We start from the raw sequence: 18,836 nt of genomic DNA, 5'->3' as shown, positions 1-18,836 counted from the left end.
GCCCGGATGACCGCGTCGCGCTACCTGTTCCACGACTTCTGCCTCGATCCGGCCGCGCGCGAACTGCGCCGCCACGGCGAGCTGGTCGTGCTGCCGGTCAGCTCGATCGACTGCCTGGCCTACCTGATCGCGCATCGCGAGCGCGCCGTCGGCCGCGACGAGCTGATCGCCGCGGTGTGGGGCCGTACCGACGTCGCCGACACCCTGCTGGCGCAGACGGTCCTGCGCATCCGCCGTGCGCTCGGCGAAACCGGCGGCGAGCAGTCCTCGATCCGCACCGTGCCGCGCTTCGGCTATCGCTGGACCGCGGACACGCAGGTCGAGGAGGGCGCGGCGGCGGTCGCGCCCGAACCGGCCGAGGTCGCGGCGAGTGCTGCGCCGGAAAACATTCGTGTCGCCGCATCGGTGCCGACGCCCTCCGTCGTGCCTCGATCGAAGCGCCGGCTGGCGTTCGCCGCGGCGGCGCTGCTGCTCGCCGCTCTCGCCGGCGGCTGGCTCTGGCACTCGCGGCAGGTGTCGCAGCCGCTCGCCGGTGAAGGTGAGCGCGTGGCTGCCTATGTGATGCCGGCGCAGGCGCCGGATGCGGCCGAGTGGAGCTGGCTGCGGCTCGGCCTGATGGACCTGGTCGCCGGCCGCTTGCGCGCCGGCGGCCTGGCGACGGCGCCGGCCGAGAGCGTGCTGACCGTCCTGAAGCAGTCCGGCTCGCCGCCGCCGGCGTTCGCCGACGCGCTCGAAGTGGTGCCGAGCGCCGAGTTCCACGGCAACCGCTGGCAGGTCAGCCTGGCCGCCCGGCACGGCGAGGAGCGCATCCTCGCCAAGGCGGAAGCGGACGACGTGCTCGGCGCCGGCCGCATCGCGGCCGATCAGCTGCTGATCAAGCTCGGCTACCAGCCACCGCCGGCGCGCGACGCGCCGAGCACGCTGGCGCTGCAGGAGCTGCTGCAGCGGACCAAGGCGGCGATCCTCGCCGACCAGTTCGATCTGGCGCGCAGCCTGATCGCGCAGACCGCGCCGGAGCTGCGCCAGTCGCCGGAAGTCGCGCTGCGGCTGGCGCAGATCGAGATGGGCGAGGGGCGCTACGAATCGGTGCAGCAGCAGGCGACGGCGCTGCTCGATCGTCTGCCGCGCGATGCCGACGCCTCCCTGCACGGGCGCATCCTGAATCTGCTCGGCGGCGCGCAAGTGCGGCTCGCGCGCTACGCGGAGGCGGACGCGAGCTACGAAGAGGCGCTCGGCGTGCTGCGCGCCGTCGACGATCCGATCGGCCTCGCCATCGCCTACACCGGCCGCGCCGCAGTCGCTGCGCAGCGCGAGGACCTGGAGCGTGCCACGGCCGAACTCGGCCGCGCGCGTGTCGAATTCGCCGCCGGTGCCGACGCGCTCGGCGTCGCCCACACCGACATGAATCTGGGCCTGGTCGCCGCGCAGCGGTATCGCGTGGCGCAGTCGCTGCCGATGCTGCGCCAGGCCGAGGCGCGCCTGCGCGAGCTCGGTGCGCGCGAGGAATCGGTCTACGCCAGCTTCGCGATGATCGGCGTCCAACTGCAGCTGCTCGACTACGCCGCGGCGCGTGCGCTCAGCGACGGCAACTGGCCGCCGGAGGCGCATACCGGCAACGAGCGGCTGCGCTGGCAGCTGGTGCTGGCGCGTGCGCACGTGCTGCTCGTCGAAGGCCGTCTCGCCGAGGCGGCCGAACAGCTCGATCGGCTCGAACGCGAGTCCTCGCCGACGCAGGATGCCGCCACGCGCACGATCGCGCGCGCGCTGGCGGCGCGCGTGGCCCTCCAGCGCGGCAACTTCGCGCAGGCCGCCGAACGGGCGCAGTCCGCATTGACTGCGTCGCTGCGCAGCGACGAGCCGGATACCTATCTATTGACGTGGCTGGTGCAGGCCCGCGCGCTGCGCGGCGGCGCGCGGCTCGACGAGGCCGGCCAGCAGACCGCGGCGCTGCGCATCTGGGTCGACGCCAACCCGAGCGAATGGCGGCAACTGGAGGCGACGCTGGCCGAGGCCGAGCAGGCGTGGGCGGAAGGCCGTCGCGACGACGCGCTGGCGAAGTTCACCGACGCGAACCAGCGTGCCGATCGGCTCGGCGTTCCGGAGGACCGCGTCGAGGTCGCGGCGGCGGCGGTGCCGGCCTTGATCGCGGCGGACCAGCTCGACCGCGCCAGCGCCGTGGTCGGCACGATCGCGACGTGGGCGCCGGTCGATTTCCGCGCCGCCTGGGCCGAGGCGCAGCTGCTGCGTGCGCTCGGTCGCACCGAGGAGTGGCAGCGCGCGTACGAGCGCGCCTCCGCGCTGGCGCGCGAGCGGGTCGTACCGGCCCTGCGCGAGTCCGGCGTGGCGGCGAAATAGCGTTCGCGGAATCGAGCGCCTCGATTTCCACGCATCGGTAACGGCGCCGATCACAGGTTTTCCGCATCGCCGGAGAATCGACGCGAAACGTGCCTCACATGCGGGCGGCGCAGGCCGTCGCGACAGTGCGGAAACCGCCGTCCACGGCATTCCCCGGAGTCCGCCCGCCATGAGAACCGCACTCGCCGTCGCGCTCGCCGCCTGTTGCCATCCGGCCGCGGCGGCATCTCAATTTCCGTCCGCCGCGCCGCCGCTGGCGTTCAAGCGCGCGCTCGGCGGGCAGCTGCGCGATCCGGTCGTCTTCGGCGACTACGTCTACGTGCCCGGCGGGCGCGTGGTCAGCACCTGGAACTACGCCGACCCTGCCGCGCCGGAGCCGCTGTCGACCACCGGCGCGCAGCCCGCGCAGGGCGTCCTCTCCGGCCTGACGCGCTGGGGCGATCATCTGTATGCGAGCTGGTACTCGGGCGCGGACAACTCCGGCATCGCGGTGTACTCGCTGGCCGACCCGGCCAATCCCGTGCTGGTCAGCCAGTTCGACGACTACCCGGCATTCACGCTGAAGAACCTGTGGGCGGTCAGCGCCGCGAACGGCCATCTGTACGCGTTCGATCGCGAGAACGGGATGTTCTACGGCGACCTGGTCGCCGATCCGCTGCACCCGACGCTGCGGCACCAGGAGTTGCCGTTCAGCGGCGCGACCTACTACGACGGTGCCGTCGCGCAGGGCAGCCGGGTCTACGCCACCGGCTGGAGCGGCATGCTGGGCGCGTTGTGGCATTTCTGCACGACCTATGACGTGAGCGCGCCGACCAGCCCGGCCGCGACCAGCGACTGCGGCAGCGGCGAGCGCCCCGGCGTGTCGCGCACGCGCGTGCAGCCGCCGTACTCGCTCGCCTTCGGCTGGGAAAACCTCGCGCTGTTCGACGTCGCCGATCCGGCCAACACGGTGGCGCTGGGTCGCCTCGACGGCGTCAGCGCGGTCGACGGCTTCCTCTCCGGCGACTACGTCTACGCGCTCGGCTACGATGGCATCGACGTCGTCGACTACCGCGATCGCGCCCATCCGGTGCTCGCCGCGCATTCGCCGATCCAATTGCCCGGCACGCCGGACATCTTCGCCGGCTCCTCGGTGACCGCGTACGAGCAGGGCGCCCTGGTGCTCGACGGCACCGATCGCTTCGTGCGCCTCGACGTCTCCACGCCGACCGAGCCGCGCATCGCCAGCGAGGTCTGGCAGCCGGGCGGCTCGTTCGCGGCCAACATCGCGCTGGTCGGCGGCAAGGCGGTGCTGCTGCAGATGACCTATGGGCTCGGCATCGCCGATGCGGACGATCTGACGCCGCTGGCGCGCTTCGACACGGCGGAGACGCTCGGCGACCTCAACTACATCTACGACTTCGCGATCGCCGGCGAGCGGGTCTACCTGCCTTCGCCGAAGACCGGGCTGCACGTCGTCGACCTGTCCGATCCGTTGCAGCCGCGCCAGCTGAACTCGCCGTCGCTCTTCGTCGGCGACGGCGGACCGCTGTGGGCCGCGGCGCAGGGTGATTTCCTCTACGTCGGTCGTGGCGCGTACTCGAGCAACTGGCTGAAGGTCGTCGACGTGTCCGATCCGGCAAACCCGGTCCTGCGCGGCAGCGTCCCGGTCAACAAGATCAGCCGCCTGCAGGTGCACGGCGGCTATGCCTACGGCGCCGACGACGACGGCTTGAGCCATGGCTCCGGCCTGCACGTGTTCGACGTCGCGAATCCCGGCCGGCCGGTCGAAGTCACCGTCTACCAGGGGTGTCCCAGCGCAGCGCCCGGCAGCCATCCGGTGTTCGACGTCGCGCTCTCCGCCGACGGCGCGCGCGCCTACGTCGCCTGCCAGGACCGCCTGCACATCCTCGACGTGCGCGATCCGACCCAGCCGATCCTGCTCGGCGAGTACTTCCCGCCGAGCCCGGAGTTCACCTGGAGTGCCCGCGCGGTGGCCACGCACGGCGACCGCGTCTGGTTCTCCGACTTCAATGGCGTGCACGAACTCGACGTCGGCGACCCGGCGCATCCGCGCCTGCTGCAGGTCAGCGAGACCGGCCTGATGTCGGCGACGCGCCTGCGCGCACTCGACGACGGCCGCGTGTTCGCCTTCCACGAGCTGATGGGCATGCACGAGTTCGGCCCCGGCATCGAGACGATCTTCCGCGACGGTTTCGACGCAGGATCAAGGCCTTAGCCTCGCCTCAATCGCCGGCGCATCGCTGCCGAATCGTTCGCGAATGCATTCGCGGCGGGTTGGCGGCAGAGTTCGGACGGGGTCGGTCTCGTGACGAGGCCGATGCTGTACGCACTTGGAGGATTCGTCGCCTTGAAATCGCTCAACCTGCTCGCGCTGGCCGTCGCCAGCGCCGTCGCGGCCGTCGCGCCGTCCGTTCCCGCCGCGACCCGCGGCTCCGATCCGCTGCCGCTGACTCTGGTCGCCGGCGGCGCCGTGCTCGACCCGGTCGTCGCCGGCGATCTGGTCTACATCCCGAGCGGGCGCATCGTCAGCACCTGGGACTATTCCAACCCGGCCGCGCCGCGCCGGCTGGCGGCGACCGGCGAGACGCCGACCGACGGCGCGATCCGCGGGCTGACGCGCTGGGGCGACTACCTCTACGCCAGCTGGCAGGCCGGCGACGACAGCGGCGGTGTCGCGGTGTATTCGCTGCGCAACCCGCAGCGGCCCGAACTGGTGAACCAGTTCAGCGACTACGCCGAACCGAGCTACAAGTCGCTGTGGACGCTGGCCGCGGCGAACGGCTATCTGTACCTGTTCGACAACGAGAACGGCATCTACTACGGCGACCTCGCCCCCGATCCGCTGCACCCGAGCTTCACGCGCCTGCTGCGCACGCCGGTGCCGTACGAGCGCAGCTCGGTCGCCGGCGACCGCCTCTTCGCCAGCGGCACGACCAATTCCGCCGAGCCGCTGCACGCCTGCATCGTCCTCGACGTGACCGACCCGGGCGCGCCGGTGTTCTCCAGCGCCGGCTGCGGCGGCGGCGATTCGCTGGAACTGTTCCGCAGCCGCATCCAGTTGCCGCTGTCGGTGGCCTACGGCCTCAAGCTGAGCCTGTTCGACGTGTCCGATCCGAGCCAGACGACCGTGCTCGGCGCGATCGACACGCCGCCGGCGATGGACGGCTTCGTCGCCGGCGACCACGCCTACAGCCTCGGCTTCGCCGGCATCGACATCCACGACATCTCCGATCCGCTGGCGCCGGTGACGGTCGGCCATTCGACCTTGCCGACGCTCGGCGCCAGTTCGGTGACCGCGCTGGGGCAGGGCGCTCTGCTGTTGACCAGCACCGACCGCTTCACGCAGCTCGACGTGACCGATCCGCTGCATCCGGCCGCCGTCGGCACCGCCACGCCGCTCGGCGGCGCGGTCGCCAACGACGTCGCGATCGTCGGCGACAAGGCGGTGATCCTGCAGGAGAACTACGGCCTCGGCATCGCCGATCGCCGCACGCTGGAACCGCTCGCCCGTTTCGATGCCGACCTGCCCGAGGCGCTGAACCAGCGCGCGATCGAGCAGTTCGCGGTCGACGGCGATCGCGCCTACCTGGCCGCCTGGGGCTACGGCCTGGTGATCGCCGACCTGAGCAATCCGGCGCAGCCGGTGGAACTGGGCAAGCTGGAGTATTTCTACCCCTCGGCGGTCGCCGCCAACGGCGACTTCGTCTACCTCGGCACCTCGACCAACGGCGGCGTGATGCAGGTGGTCGACGTGTCCGATCCGGCCCATCCGGTCGCGCGCGGCGCGTTGAACGTCACCACCATCAACCGCATGCAGGTGCACGGCCACGTCGTCTACGCGGCCGACGAGCTGTCCGGCGTGCACGTGTTCGACGTCAGCAATCCGGACGCGCCGGTGGAAGTGGGGCTGTGGAACGACGGCTGCACCGACACGCTCGGCATGAGCGCGTACGACATCGACCTGAACGCGGACGGCACATTGGCCGCGGTCGCCTGCGGCACCGGCCTGCACCTGCTCGACCTCAGCCAGCCGCAAGCGCCGGTGCGCGTCGGCGGCTACACGATCGACTACTGGACCGCGCGTCCGACCGCCGCGATCCACGGCGACCGCGCCTGGTTCGCCGACGCGCAAGGCCTGCTCGAGTTCGACATCGGCACGCCGGCGTCGCCGATCCAGGTCGGCGCGGCGACCACGATGGCGTACATCCAGCCGCGCCGCCTGCGCGCGACCGACGACGGCCGCCTGTTCGCGTTCGCCTACGGCACCGGCATGCACGTGTTCGGCACGGCCGCCGACGGCGAGCCGACCGACCGCATCTTCGCCGACGGCTTCGACGCCGCCGCGCCGAGCGAGAGCATCAGCACCTACGACGATCTCGACGAGGGTTTCCTCGGCCAGAGCTACACCTACAACGGCGTGACCTACGGCGAGGTCAACGGCATCGGCGGCGTGTTCCCCGACGGCAGCACGTTCGAGCCGATCGACGTCGGCGACGAACTGGTGGTCGAGAATGCCGCGATTCTGTATCCGGACTTTCCGGATTTCGGCAGCGCGCCGAACGCGTTGACCTTCGGTACCACCTACATCGGCGGCGAGAATTTCTCGATCGGCGCGCTGGTGCGCGTGAAGATGGATCTGGCGCAGCCGGCCGACTCGGCCAGCTTCGACCTCGCGTTCTACGAGAACGGCCCCTGGGGCGGCATCGAGCTGCACCTGGACGCCTACCGCAACGGCGCGCTGGTCGGCGGCGACCAGCTCACGATCGCCAACGGCGGCGGCCGCGACAACGTGACGACGGCGACCCTCTCGATCTCCGGCGTCGAGTTCGACCAGCTGAAGTTCTACGCGACCTACGACGGCCAGCCGAGCGCACCGCGCGTTATGATCGACGACCTGACGCTGACGCCCGCGCGTTGACGCATGCGGAGTGCGGGATCGCGGTCCTCCCCCCGCGATCCCGCGCCCCGCGTGCTCCCGATGGCGCTAGACTGGGTTCCTTTGCGCGGAAGGGGCCCATGCACCGCACGATCTTCTACGTTTCCGACGGTACCGGCATCACCGCCGAGACGATCGGCCACAGCGTGCTGACCCAGTTCGACGCGATCGAGTTCGAGACCTTCCGCATCCCGTTCGTCGACAGCGAGGAAAAGGCGCGTGCGGCGGCGGTGCGCATCAAGACCGCCTACGCGCAGACCGGCGCGCGGCCGATCGTCGTCAACACGATCATGGACCAGCGCCTCAGCGACGTCGTCTCCGAGAGCGGCGCGCTGATGCTCGACGTGTTCGCGCCGTTCGTCGCGCCGCTGGAGACCGAACTCGGCATGCCGCGCTCGCCGCGCGTCGGCAAGGCGCACGGCCTGACCGACTTCACCGAGTACGAGGCGCGCATCAACGCGACCAACTACGCGCTGACGCACGACGATGGCATCGACGTGAACTACGCCGACGCCGACGTGATCCTGGTCGGCGTGTCACGCGTCGGCAAGACGCCGACCTGCCTGTACATGGCGCTGCACTACGGCGTGAAGGCGGCGAACTATCCGCTGACCGAAGAAGACCTCGAGCGGCTGGAGATTCCCAAGCGCCTGCTGCCGCACCGCCCGCGACTGTACGGTTTGTCGATCGACGCGCAGCGCCTGGCGCAAGTGCGCGAGGCGCGCCGTCCCGGTTCCCGCTACGCCAAGGTCGAACAGTGCCGGCGCGAACTCGACCTGGCCGACAAGCTGTTCCGGCGCGAGAACATCCCGGTGCAGAACACCACGCACACCTCGATCGAGGAAATCGCGAGCAAGATCCTGTCCCAGCTCGGCATCGAGAAGCACATGTTCTGAGCGCCGGCGGCAGCGGCAGAGGGCGGGAAGGGCGAAAACGGCGCGGGTCTCGCGGAGGGCGCTTGCAGCTCGCGCGAGGAACCCCATTTTACCCGGCCGCGCGGCGTTCGCATAAGTCTGTTCGCTGCGCCGAGCCCTGCTTATGATCGCCGCCATGTCCGCCGTCCTCGATCGTCCGTCTTCGCTGTTGCCGAGCCGCTTCTCGTGGCTGATGGGCCTGTACGCCGAGAACTACCATCGGCTCGCGCGATTGTTCGCGCCGCAGGCGCTCGCGCTCGGCCGTTACCGCTCCTCGCTCGACGACGGCCTCGATCTGCGCCTGGACGTGCTCGAGCGCCATCGCTACACGCTCGACCTGCACCTGACCTATGACTTCGTCGACAGCGAAACCGGCGAAGCCGCGCCGTCGGCGCAGCTGCGCATGTATGACGACGCGCACATGGCCGAGGTGCTCGACTGCCGCGCCGATCGTCGCCTGGTGCGCGCGATCGGTCCGCTGGCGCCGGCGCGCGACGTGTTCCAGCAGCGCGTGCGCATGAGTTCGTTCCTCAATCGCTGGCTCGAATACTTGGCCGAGCAGGGCCATTCGATCGGTACGCTCGAACGCGTGCCCGGGCCGGACATGCCGGTGACGCTCGATCTCGCCGTCGTGCGAGGGGAATCCGGCGCGTAGGCCGCGCTCTCGCGCGCGGCCGTTCGCGGCATTCGTCTCTCAGAGAGCGGGGCGGCGGGGCAATCTCGATCGCAGGTCGTCGTGCGGGCGCGTCGAGTGCCCGGGCGGGCGCATGTCCGTGCGCACCTGGCCGAGGCTCGGACGGAGTTCGGCGAGAAGTGATCGCATCCGCGAGCGTTGCCCCGCGGTGAAATGATCCGTGCACGCGTCGTCGCTGTAGTCCATGAAGTTGGTCACCGGATCGACGCCTGCCTGCGGGCAGGTGTTGCGTCCGACCTGGCATCCGTAGGCGGGTTCCGCTTCGGCCGGCGTGTCCGCGACGAAGTCTCCCTCGCCGTCGCAGCCGCCCTGGAAGGTGTGCAGCAGGCCGAAGTAGTGGCCCATCTCGTGAACCAGCGTGTGACCGAGATCGAGCGGCGGAGCGCCGCCCGGGAACGCGCCGTAGTCGAGGACGACGCCGTGGCGGGCGTCGTCCTCGGGAAATTCGTTCGGCAGCGAGCCGTACCCGGCGACGTACGGCAACAAGAGCCGGCACGCGTAGACGTTGACGACGCGGGCGGGATCGACGGCCAGCTCCGTCTTCATCTGCACGCCCTGCTCGGTGGTCGGAAAGCACGCATCGAAGTACGCCGAGTCCGGGTATCTGCGCACTTCCGCCAGACGGAAGCGAATGCCGGCGATGCCGAACGCCGCGTTCAGCACCTCCATCTGCCGTTGGATGGTCTGCTCCAGCAGGTCGCCTTCGAGCGCGGGGCCGCTGAGCGAATGGAGGACCAGGTCGACGTCCAGAGGCGCATTGGGGTCCGACTCGCCCGAAGGCAAGGCGCCACGACGCTCCAGCGCCTCGCTCAGTCCCGGAGCGAACCATTCGGGAGAGCCGGTATCGTCGACCGAACGGAGAACGTCGGGGGATGCGCTCGCGGAGCGGCAGAACTGGCCGAGGACCAGTGCGCCGACGAGCAGCGCCCGGGCGGAGGAGGAGTGGTTGCGCGCCACGAGCGGACTCTGGTGGTGAAAGCGAAGCGAGGACGGCGCAGGCGTCGTTCCCGTCGCACGCGCGCGCGAATCGCTTCGCGGTGCCGTCCAGAAACACGAAGGCCACCGGGTCGCGGTGGCCTAAGTGCTTGAAGAAGTTGGTCGGGGTGACAGGATTCGAACTTGCGACTTCTACCTCCCGAAGGTAGCGCTCTACCAGGCTGAGCTACACCCCGACTCGTTCCCGCCGTAGCGGGCCGCGAATTCTAACGGCGCTATTCGGTGTGTGCAATACGTCGGACGCGAGCTCGTTCCCGCAACGCATCCGATTGGCTCCCGCGCCGCGCGTGCAGGATCGCCGCGGACGCGACGGCGATCGGCGCGATGCGGCCTTCTGCTACCCTAGGCGGCTCTCATTCGCTGCGGTCTTGCCCCTCGTCGCGGCGCGATCTTCCGAGGACGCTCATGGCTTTCACACCCGCCCGCACGATGCCCGGCGTGCTCGAACTGCTGCCGCTCGACCAGGTCGAGTTCCAGGCGATGCTGGACGCGATCCGGCGCAACTTCGAACGTTACGGCTTCCTGCCCATCGAGACTCCGGTGATGGAGTTCTCCAGCGTGCTCCTGACCAAGGAAGGCGGCGAGACCGAGCGCCAGGTCTATTTCGTGCAGTCCACCGGCGCCCTGCAGGCGGCCAAGGACGGCGAGGTGCCCGAACTCGCGCTGCGCTTCGACCTGACCGTGCCGCTGGCGCGCTACGTCGCCGAGCACGAGCACGACCTGGTGTTCCCGTTCCGCCGCTACCAGATCCAGCGCGTCTATCGCGGCGAGCGCGCGCAGCGCGGCCGCTTCCGCGAGTTCTACCAGTGCGACATCGACGTGATCGGCAAGGACGCGCTGTCGGTGCGCTACGACGCCGAGCTGCCGGCGGTCATCTACAGCGTGTTCCGCGAGCTCGACATCGGCCCGTTCACCATCCAGATCAACAACCGCAAGCTGATGCGCGGCTGGCTCGAAGGCCTGGGCCTGGCCGACGCGGAGCGGCAGGCGGCGGTGCTGCGCGAGGTCGACAAGCTCGACAAGCGCGGCGTCGACGCCGTGCGCGACACGCTGACCGGCGAGGGATTCGCATTGTCGGCCGACGCCGTCGCGCGCCTGCTCGACTTCGTCGCGTTCCGCTCGACTTCGCTGGCCGAGGCGCTGGACAAGCTCGATTCGCTCGGCGCGGGCAGCGAGGCGCTGGAACAGGGCAGGGCCGAGCTGAAGGAAACGCTGACCTTGATCAAGGCCTTCGGCGTGCCCGAATCGCACTACGCGTTGAACCTGTCGATCGCGCGCGGCCTGGACTACTACACCGGCACCGTCTACGAGACGACCTTGAACGATCATCCGCAGATCGGCTCGATCTGCTCCGGCGGCCGCTACGAGAATCTCGCCAGCCACTACACCAAGTCGCGCCTGCCCGGCGTCGGCATCTCGATCGGCGCGACGCGCCTGTACTGGCAGCTGCGCGAAGCCGGCCTGCTCAAGGGCGGCCGCAGTACGGTGCAGGCGCTGGTCGCGCAGATGGACGAGAACGACCTGCCGCGCTACCTCGAGCTCGCCACCGAGCTGCGCCGCGCCGGCATCAACACCGAAGCGGTGGTCGAGTCCGGCAAGCTCGCCAAGCAGTTCAAGTACGCCGACCGCGCCGGCATCCGCTTCGTGCTCGTGCTCGGCACTGACGAAATCGCCAAGGGCGTGGTCACGGTGAAGGACATGCGCAAGCAGGAGCAGTTCGAGGTCGCGCGCGCGGAACTCGCCGATGCGCTGCGCGTGGAGATCGCGCAGGCGGCGGCGATGCCGCGGGGATGAACGCGTCCGCGCCGCCCGGCGCTTCGACGGGCGGGCGGCGGCTCGAAGCAAAGGGAAACGGAACCGAATCGCCATGCAGAACCACACGATCACCCTCGACGGCAACAGCCTGACCCGCGAACAGCTCGTCGCGATCGCGCGCGGCGGCGTCGCCGTCGTGCTCGACGAAGCGCAGCTCGCGCACGTGCAGCGCGCCGCGGAATTCCTCGCCGGGAAGGTCAGCGGCGGCGAGCCGATCTACGGCGTCACCACCGGTTTCGGCAGCAACGCGGACAAGCTGCTCGGCGCGCACCGCGCGCGCGACGAACTGCCGGGCGGCAATCCGCAGTCGAACGAAGGCACCTTGCTGGAGGAGTTGCAGCGCAACCTGGTCATCACGCACGCGGTCTGCGTCGGCGAACCGTTCGCGCCGGACGTCGTGCGCGCGATGCTGGCGATCCGCATCAACACGCTGATGCGCGGGCATTCCGGCATTCGTGTGTCGACGCTGCGCGCACTGACCGAGCTGCTCAACCGCGACGTGATCCCGCTGATCCCGCAGAAGGGTTCGGTCGGCGCCAGCGGCGATCTCGCGCCGCTGTCGCATCTGGCGATCGTGCTGCTCGGCGGCGGCGAGGCGTTCCATCGCGGCGAGCGCGTGAGCGGTGCGCAGGCGCTGCAGCGCGCGGGGCTCGCGCCGATCAAGCTCTCCTTCAAGGAGGGCCTGGCGCTCAACAACGGCACCGCGCAGATGCTCGCCTGCGGCGTGCTCGCGCTCGACCGCCTCGAAACCCTGGTCGCGACGGCCGATCTCGCCGCGGCGATGACGCTGGACGCGTTCGCCGGCCGCATCGGCGCGTTCAAGCCCGAAGTGCACGCGCTGCGTCCGCATCCGGGGCAGGTCGAGACCGCCGCACAGATCCGCACGCTGGTGCAGGGCTCCACCCTGACCGACATCGCCTATCACCTGGTGCCGCGCTTCAAGACTTGGCTGGCCGACGCGTGGAGCGACGCGCAGGACCAGCAGCGGCATTTCGACATCGCCTGGGACTGGGTGCCGGTGTCGCAGCGGCACGGGCGCGAAGCGTTCTACCAGCGCTTCCTGCCGTTCAAGGGCGGCAAGAAGCACCAGCCGCAGGACGCGTACTGCCTGCGCTGCTTGCCGCAGGTGCACGGCGCGGTGCGCGACGCGATCGCGCAAGCCGCGCGCGTGCTCGAGATCGAGCTGAATGCGGTCACCGACAACCCGCTGATCTTCCCGAACGCGGCCGACGCCGAGGTCATCGAGGACCAGGTCATCTCCGCCGGCCACTTCCACGGCATGCCGCTCGCGCTGGCGATGAGCTACGTCAAGGCGGCGATCCCGGTGCTCGCCTCGATCTCCGAGCGACGCCTGAACAAGCTGGTCGACCCGGCCACCAACGACGGCCTGCCGGCGTTCCTGATCGGCAACGAGGACGCGACCGACTCCGGTTTCATGATCGTGCAGTACACCGCGGCGGCTCTGGTCAACGACCTCGCCACGCGCGCGCATCCGGCCTCGGTGTATTCGATCCCGACCAGCGCGAACGCCGAGGACCACGTCTCGATGGGCGCGAACGAAGCGCGCCACGTGCTCGAGATGACCGAGGATCTCGGCCACGTGCTCGCCATGGAGCTGTACACGGCCGCGCAGGCGCTCGACTACCGCCAGGACATGCTCAACGCCGCACGTCAGCTGGCGCAGCGCGGCGACTGGCGCGCGCTGGCGGCGAAGATCTCCAACGCGCCCGACGCGAACCATCCGTCGCGCGCGCAGTTCGAACGCGAAGTGCAGGCGCTGACCGCCGCGCTGGCCGAGGCGCAGGACTTCCACGCCGGCGACGCGGTCGCGCAGGCGCTGGCGAAGATCCGCGAGCGCATCGCCTTCATGTCGCGCGACCGGGCGATGGACGGCGACGTGAGGGCGATCTGCGAGTTGGTCGCGTCGGGAACGTTGGTCGATTGAGGTCGAGCGAGCCGGAATCGCGTCGGCGTCAGGCGATGGGGAGAGCACTTGCGCATTGCGCAATGGATCATCGGAACACTCGGAGTAGTTGCCGCCGTTGTGGGGCTGTCGGGGGTTGCGCGGCCGTCGACTGAGCTTCCCGCCATGGTCTGGTTCTTTCCGCTGTCGTTCGCGACGGTGGTCATCCATGAACTGGGGCATCTGGCGGCGGCAGCGGCGATCGGCGCGCGAATCCTCGGCGTGAGCTTCGGCTTCCTGCACGTCGAGCGTCGCCGGTTCGGCGTGAGATTGCATTGGCGATGGTGGCGCAGCGAGGCCAGCGGCATGGCGTTCGCCGTGCCGGATTTTCGCCGCTCGGTGCGCCGCCAGATGTTGGTGTACGCGGCAGGCGGTCCGCTGGCGAACGTGCTGGCCGCGGCAGTGCTCTTGCCCGTGGCATGGCCCGGATCGGGGCGGCCATGGACGCTCGGCGTTGCCTCATGTTTCAGCTTCGGCGTTCTCAACGCGGCCGTTGCGATCGTCAATCTGATGCCCATTCGACGTGTCCACGCCAGCGACGGATGGGTGCTGTGGAGCTGGTGGCGCGATGGCGAGGAAGAACAGGACGCCCGCCGCGTGCTCGAACTGATGGATTTTTCGCTGCGTGGCGTACTCGCCTCGGAAATTCCGCGGGACCGGCTCGATTGGTTCGACGCTCATCCGGACATCGGTCTGCGGTTCTTCGGACGTTACGTCGCTTTGCGAGCGGCGCAGGAATGCGGTGACGATCCAGCCTTCGCGTCGATCCTCGGTCGCTGTCGGCAGGAGCTCGCCGAAGCGGATGCCGAGACGTACCAGGCCATGCGTTCATTGTGGATGTATTTCCAGATCGAACAGGAATTCAGCCAGGCCGTACAGGGTGAGGTCGCTGCGTCGGTGATCGATCCGGCTCTGCTGAAATACGCGCAGCCCTATCTTCGCCATCGCCTTTCGGCGGCCCGTTCGAGGGCGAGAAAAGATCAAGCCACCTGTCGCCTGGAAATAGGCAGGGCCGAGCGCGATCTCGAGGGCGTTCTGGATACCGCCGCACGACGCTCCGAGCCCGCGCTTTTGGATTGGCTGCGCGCGCCTTGACCGGTGTCGGACATTCGTCGTCGGTCTGATTCCGCAAACGGTCGATGGACTGGAATGGCCGAGTGGCAGCGGTCCTTCCAGTCCCGGTTCGTCGACGCCTATGGATCGAACCCGTCGTCGAAGATGCGATCCGACACCACGTCCGCGCAGCTCACTACGACGTCGTCGACGTCGCCGCTCACGCTGCCGTCGCCGCCACTGATCGCGCAGGTCTGGCCCGCGGGCTGCGCCGCGATCGTCACCGCGTAGGTGGCGCCGTAGGGGAGCGCTTCCGGGAACACGAACGTCGTCGCCGGCGGATGGATCGCCAGCTCCGTGCCGCCGTTCAAGCGCAGCGCGAGGCCGTCTCCGTCGAGGCCGGTCACGGTGCCGCCGATCGTGTGCGGGTCGGGCTCGAAGGTCGCGGTGAGCGTGCAATCGGCCTGCAGCGGCGCGGTGACGTAGTTCGGCGTGGTGAACGTGCCGGGGCAGCCTTCCACCGTCTCCACGTGATGGCCGGGGGCCGGCGTCAGGGTGAAGGTCAGCGAGGTGTCCGACGGCACCGTCTGCGGCGTCGATGGTGCGATCACGCCATCGCCGACCGTCATCGGCGTGGCGGTGACGTCACCGGTCGGTTCCGGCACGTCGACGAACACCGCGTCCGGCGTTCCCGGTGTGCCGTTGCCGCCGCCGAGCGTGTTGACGCCCTGGACGTAGAGGACGTGTCGTCCCGGCGCGAGTCCGCTCAGGCCGATGTCGCCACGCACGGCCTCGGTCTTGCCGTTGAACGCGCCGTCGGTGGCGGCGAGAGGAATCGCCACCGCACCCGGTTCCCACGGCAGCGTGTCGAGATAGGCGTTCGCCGCCTGGATCGCATAGGTGGTCTGCTGACCGTTGGACTGGTTGTAGCGCAGGTCGTCGACGGTCGCGCTCAGCGTGACGTAGAGGCCGCCGGCGCCTTGTGCGGGCGCCGAGACGGCGAGACCGTAGACGTCGGGTCCGGCCGGCAGCCGGTACGGCGCGTGCGTCGTACGTGCCGCGTACTTCAGCGCGGCGAGATTCTTCGGATAGGTCGTGTTGGTGAATGAATTGCACGACTCGAAGAACGAGGTGCCGAGCTCGATCGTGTAGGACGGCGTGCCGAGCAGGCCGTAGAACGTGTCGTCGGTGGCGCCGTCGGTCGGATACAGCTCGACGGCGGCCTGCGGCGTGTAGTTGTTGAACCAGGCCAGGCGGCGTCCGAGCGAGCGCAGCGCCGTATCGTTCGGTGCCAGCGTGTCGGTGTCGCCCCACGACCACAGCACGAGCTGCGAATAGCTGTGGATGTCGAAGAACAGTCCGGCGTAGTCGTCCGGCGCCGCCACGTCGACGTCGTCCGCGCGGCGATCCGGCAGCGCACCGCCGCTGTAGACGCCGCCCGTGCCGGGCGCGCCGGCGACGTAGGCGACCAGGTTCTGCGTTTCCGGCTCGGACGCGGCGGTCGGCCCGCGATAGGTCTCGTCGCACTTGTCGCTGCTGGAGCCCTGCTCGCCGGTGGTGTGCCAGTGGAACGGGAAGTTGCGGTTCAGGTCGATGCCGGAGCTTTCCGAATCGAAACTGCAACTGCCGTTGACCGTATCGGTGTTCTTGCGCCACCACAGGCCGGTCTCGGCCTTCTTGCGCCCATCCGGATTGGCTTGCAGCACGAAGCGGAAATCGACGTGGTCGACCAGCCAGGTCGCCTGCGGATCGGTGCCGTAGCCGTTGACCAGCCATTCGGCCATGCGTGTCAGCAGTTCCGCCGGCGTGTACTCGCGCGCGTGGATCGAGCCGAACACGACCATCTTCGGACGGTTCGGATCGGCGCTCGCGGTGGCGAGATTGGTCACGCGCAGCGCGCGCATCTCGTAGCCCTGCGCGGGATTCTGCGTCTTCTGCCAGGTCGGGCCGATCTGCTGCACCTCGGCGAGGCCGGGCTGCGCGGTCGCCAGGTCGTCCATCGTCTGGTAGGTGCCTTCGACGGTGCGGTAGCAGGCGTAGCCCGGAATGCTCGGATAACCGCCTTCGGTGAACTGCGGCGCGCGCGATTCGATCGCCTCGCGCATCTTCTGGTAGAAGCCGCGCAGCCGCGCGGTGTCGCCGGCGTCGATGCTGACGACCAGGCCTGCGTCTTCGAGCGCGCGGATGCCGGCCTCGTCGGTGTCGACGCGCAGCACCTGGCGCTGCGGATCGACGATCACGTGCTGGAAACGCGCCGCGGCGCGGGCGAGGGCGGTGGCGTCGCGGTAGTGCGCCTCGACCACCCATTCCTCGGCCCGAGCCGAGTTCAGGCAGCAGGCGGCGAGGCCGAGGACCAGCAGGGACGGGCGCATGGCGGGCTTCCGGTACGCAGGGACCGGCGGATACTAGCGGCGGGCCGCCCCGCGCGGTAGAGACAAGACGGCGTTTCAGTCCAGCCGGCGCGTGAGCGCGTAGAACACCAGGTTGCCAATGCCGGTCGCGGCGGCGAGCACGGCGACCACGCCGGCGTTGATCTCCTGCCAGCCGTTCATCTGGATCACCGTGAAGCCCAGCGCGATCGCGGTCAGGATCAGGCCGGAGCGCAGGGAGGAATGGCGGCGCTGCTGCGCCTCGTTCTGCATGATCGAGCGCATCAGGTCCGCCGAGCCGCCGTCTTTCAGCATCTTGCTGCGCAGGCGGGCGTCGATGATCAACTTCACGCAGTAGGTGATGCAGACGAACAGCACGATCGGGATCAGGATTTCGACATTGCTCATGGCGCACTCGCGGCGGTGGGGAGGTTCGGCGACAGAGATACGGCGGCGGCGGATCCGGTTGCAGCGAGCCGATCGCTGCCCGCCTGCAACCGGATCCGCCCTCGACGTATCCGCTACCGGCATGGATGATGCCGCCCCATGAACCCGGACCGCGCCCTGGTCGAAGCCGTGCTCGCGCGTGAACGCGGTGCATTCGAACGCCTGGTGCGCGAGTACCAGGGGCTGTGCTGGCACATCATCCAGCGCATGGTGCGCCATCCGGAGGATGCGCGCGAGCTGTGCCAGGAGACGTTCCTGCGCGTGCACCAGTCGCTGCACCAGTACCGCTACGAGAGCGCGCTGAAGTCCTGGATCGGTCGCGTGGCCTATTCGATCGCGCTGCGCCACCTGGAAAAGCAGCGCATCCCGCTGGCCGAGCCGGCGGCCGACGAGGACGAGACGAGCCTGCTCGAAGGCGTCGGCGACGAGTTCGACCTCGAAGCCGCCTGTGCCGATGCCGAGGAAGCCAATCACCTGCACGCGGCGATCGAGTCCTTGCCGCCGCTGCAGCGGACCGTACTGACCCTGTATCACCTGGAAGAGGCTTCGATCGCCGACATCGCGCAGATCACCGGTCTGGCCGATGGTACGATCAAGAGCCATCTGTTCCGCTCGCGCCTGCGCTTGCGCCAGGCGTTGGAAGACAGACTCGGAGTTGCCGCATGAACACCGAAAACCGCCGGGCGTCGATCGAACGCGAATGGGCCTTGCAGGAACGCGCCCTGGACGAGGAGCGCCGCCGCTTGCCGAGCGCCGGCGAGGACGCGCGCCTGCTGCGCTACCGCCAGTTGTCGCGCACGCTGCGCCAGCCGCTGGAACAGGCGCTGCCGGCGGATTTCGCCAGCCAGGTCGTGCAGCGCATCGAGGCCGATGCCACGGCGGCGGAAGTGCGCGACCGCCGCTTCGAACGCGGCATGATCGGCGCGCTGGTGGCCGTGTTCGGTCTGGCGATCGGCGCGGCGATCGCGATCATCGGTACCGGTTGGCTGGAGGCGTTGGCGCCGTACGCGCGCCTGCTGTCCAATCCATGGCTGTTCGCGCTGCTGGCCTGCGTCGGCGTCTCGCGCCTGTTCGAGGGTTGGCACGGGCACACGCGCTAGGCGGCAGGCGCGCCCTAACGGACGTGTGCGCTGAAGGGCGGACACCCGCGAAATCGCCGGGGAAGCCCGAGCCGCCTCGTCGATCTCAGGTGCGCGAACGCAGGCATCCCTCGAAGACCCGGCTCGAACTTCGTGCGCGCGGACCGGCGGTTCTGCGGAGGCTTCCGGCTTCCTCGCCCGAAACGCCGAGC

Annotated in this window: 13 protein-coding genes and 1 tRNA gene; 10 read left to right on the top strand and 4 right to left on the bottom strand. The window is 69.5% G+C overall.

The features are described from left to right. The first annotated feature begins 6 nt into the window (after nt 1-6). From J7520_RS13645 to J7520_RS13625, 5 genes are all read left to right on the top strand, one after another. Nucleotides 7-2,355, top strand: coding sequence for a winged helix-turn-helix domain-containing protein (locus tag J7520_RS13645; RefSeq protein WP_291189188.1), 2,349 nt, complete (start codon nt 7-9; stop codon nt 2,353-2,355). Between the two features lie 169 nt (nt 2,356-2,524). Beyond that, the gene (locus tag J7520_RS13640; RefSeq protein WP_291189186.1) at nt 2,525-4,573 is read left to right on the top strand and encodes a hypothetical protein; all 2,049 of its coding nucleotides are present in this window, start codon (nt 2,525-2,527) and stop codon (nt 4,571-4,573) included. 102 nt (nt 4,574-4,675) lie between these two features. Next, nucleotides 4,676-7,276 carry a hypothetical protein gene (locus J7520_RS13635; RefSeq protein WP_291189184.1) on the top strand — a complete coding sequence of 867 codons (2,601 nt, stop codon included), beginning with the start codon at nt 4,676-4,678 and terminating at the stop codon, nt 7,274-7,276. 98 nt (nt 7,277-7,374) lie between these two features. Then, the gene (locus J7520_RS13630; RefSeq protein WP_291189182.1) at nt 7,375-8,190 is read left to right on the top strand and encodes a pyruvate, water dikinase regulatory protein; all 816 of its coding nucleotides are present in this window, start codon (nt 7,375-7,377) and stop codon (nt 8,188-8,190) included. Nucleotides 8,191-8,344: 154 nt separating this feature from the next. After that, on the top strand, nt 8,345-8,863 hold the full coding sequence (locus tag J7520_RS13625) for a DUF1249 domain-containing protein (RefSeq protein ID WP_291189181.1): 519 nt from the start codon (nt 8,345-8,347) through the stop codon (nt 8,861-8,863). A 39-nt stretch (nt 8,864-8,902) separates the two neighbouring features. On the opposite strand, the gene J7520_RS13620 is transcribed toward J7520_RS13625, so the two are convergent. Together J7520_RS13620 and J7520_RS13615 are read right to left on the bottom strand one after the other, a co-directional pair. Next, entirely contained in the window at nt 8,903-9,859 is a 957-nt protein-coding gene (locus J7520_RS13620) for a zinc metalloprotease (RefSeq protein ID WP_291189179.1), read from the bottom strand. Nucleotides 9,860-9,997: 138 nt separating this feature from the next. Next, nucleotides 9,998-10,074: transfer RNA gene (locus tag J7520_RS13615), tRNA-Pro, on the bottom strand. Nucleotides 10,075-10,303: 229 nt separating this feature from the next. Between J7520_RS13615 and hisS the strand changes: the two genes are divergently transcribed. The 3 genes from hisS (at nt 10,304) to J7520_RS13600 (ending at nt 14,771) form a co-directional block, all read left to right on the top strand. Beyond that, on the top strand, nt 10,304-11,692 hold the full coding sequence (gene hisS, locus J7520_RS13610) for a histidine--tRNA ligase (protein WP_291189177.1): 1,389 nt from the start codon (nt 10,304-10,306) through the stop codon (nt 11,690-11,692). Nucleotides 11,693-11,765: 73 nt separating this feature from the next. Next, entirely contained in the window at nt 11,766-13,658 is a 1,893-nt protein-coding gene (locus tag J7520_RS13605; RefSeq protein ID WP_291189175.1) for an aromatic amino acid lyase, read from the top strand. Between the two features lie 48 nt (nt 13,659-13,706). Further along, a complete protein-coding gene (locus J7520_RS13600) occupies nt 13,707-14,771 on the top strand; it encodes a M50 family metallopeptidase (RefSeq protein ID WP_291189173.1) in 1,065 nt (354 codons plus the stop codon). Between the two features lie 98 nt (nt 14,772-14,869). Here the strand turns inward: J7520_RS13600 and J7520_RS13595 are convergent, their stop codons facing one another. Together J7520_RS13595 and J7520_RS13590 are read right to left on the bottom strand one after the other, a co-directional pair. Continuing rightward, nucleotides 14,870-17,101, bottom strand: a complete 2,232-nt coding sequence (locus tag J7520_RS13595; RefSeq protein WP_291189171.1) for a M14 family zinc carboxypeptidase — start codon at nt 17,099-17,101, stop codon at nt 14,870-14,872. A gap of 75 nt (nt 17,102-17,176) precedes the next feature. After that, nucleotides 17,177-17,506 (bottom strand): DUF6249 domain-containing protein, encoded by a 330-nt coding sequence (locus tag J7520_RS13590; RefSeq protein WP_291189169.1) that lies wholly within the window; start codon nt 17,504-17,506, stop codon nt 17,177-17,179. A gap of 138 nt (nt 17,507-17,644) precedes the next feature. Here J7520_RS13590 and J7520_RS13585 point away from each other — a divergent pair, with 138 nt between their 5' ends. Both J7520_RS13585 and J7520_RS13580 read left to right on the top strand, forming a co-directional pair. Beyond that, nucleotides 17,645-18,211, top strand: coding sequence for a sigma-70 family RNA polymerase sigma factor (locus tag J7520_RS13585; protein ID WP_291189167.1), 567 nt, complete (start codon nt 17,645-17,647; stop codon nt 18,209-18,211). After that, nucleotides 18,208-18,645, top strand: coding sequence for a hypothetical protein (locus J7520_RS13580; protein WP_291189166.1), 438 nt, complete (start codon nt 18,208-18,210; stop codon nt 18,643-18,645). Before J7520_RS13585 ends, J7520_RS13580 begins: the two co-directional genes overlap by 4 nt. Nucleotides 18,646-18,836: the final 191 nt, after the last annotated feature.

The sequence above is a fragment of the Dokdonella sp. genome (assembly GCF_017744955.1).
Lineage (GTDB): Bacteria > Pseudomonadota > Gammaproteobacteria > Xanthomonadales > Rhodanobacteraceae > Dokdonella_A.
This window is presented reverse-complemented; position numbering and strand designations above follow the sequence as displayed.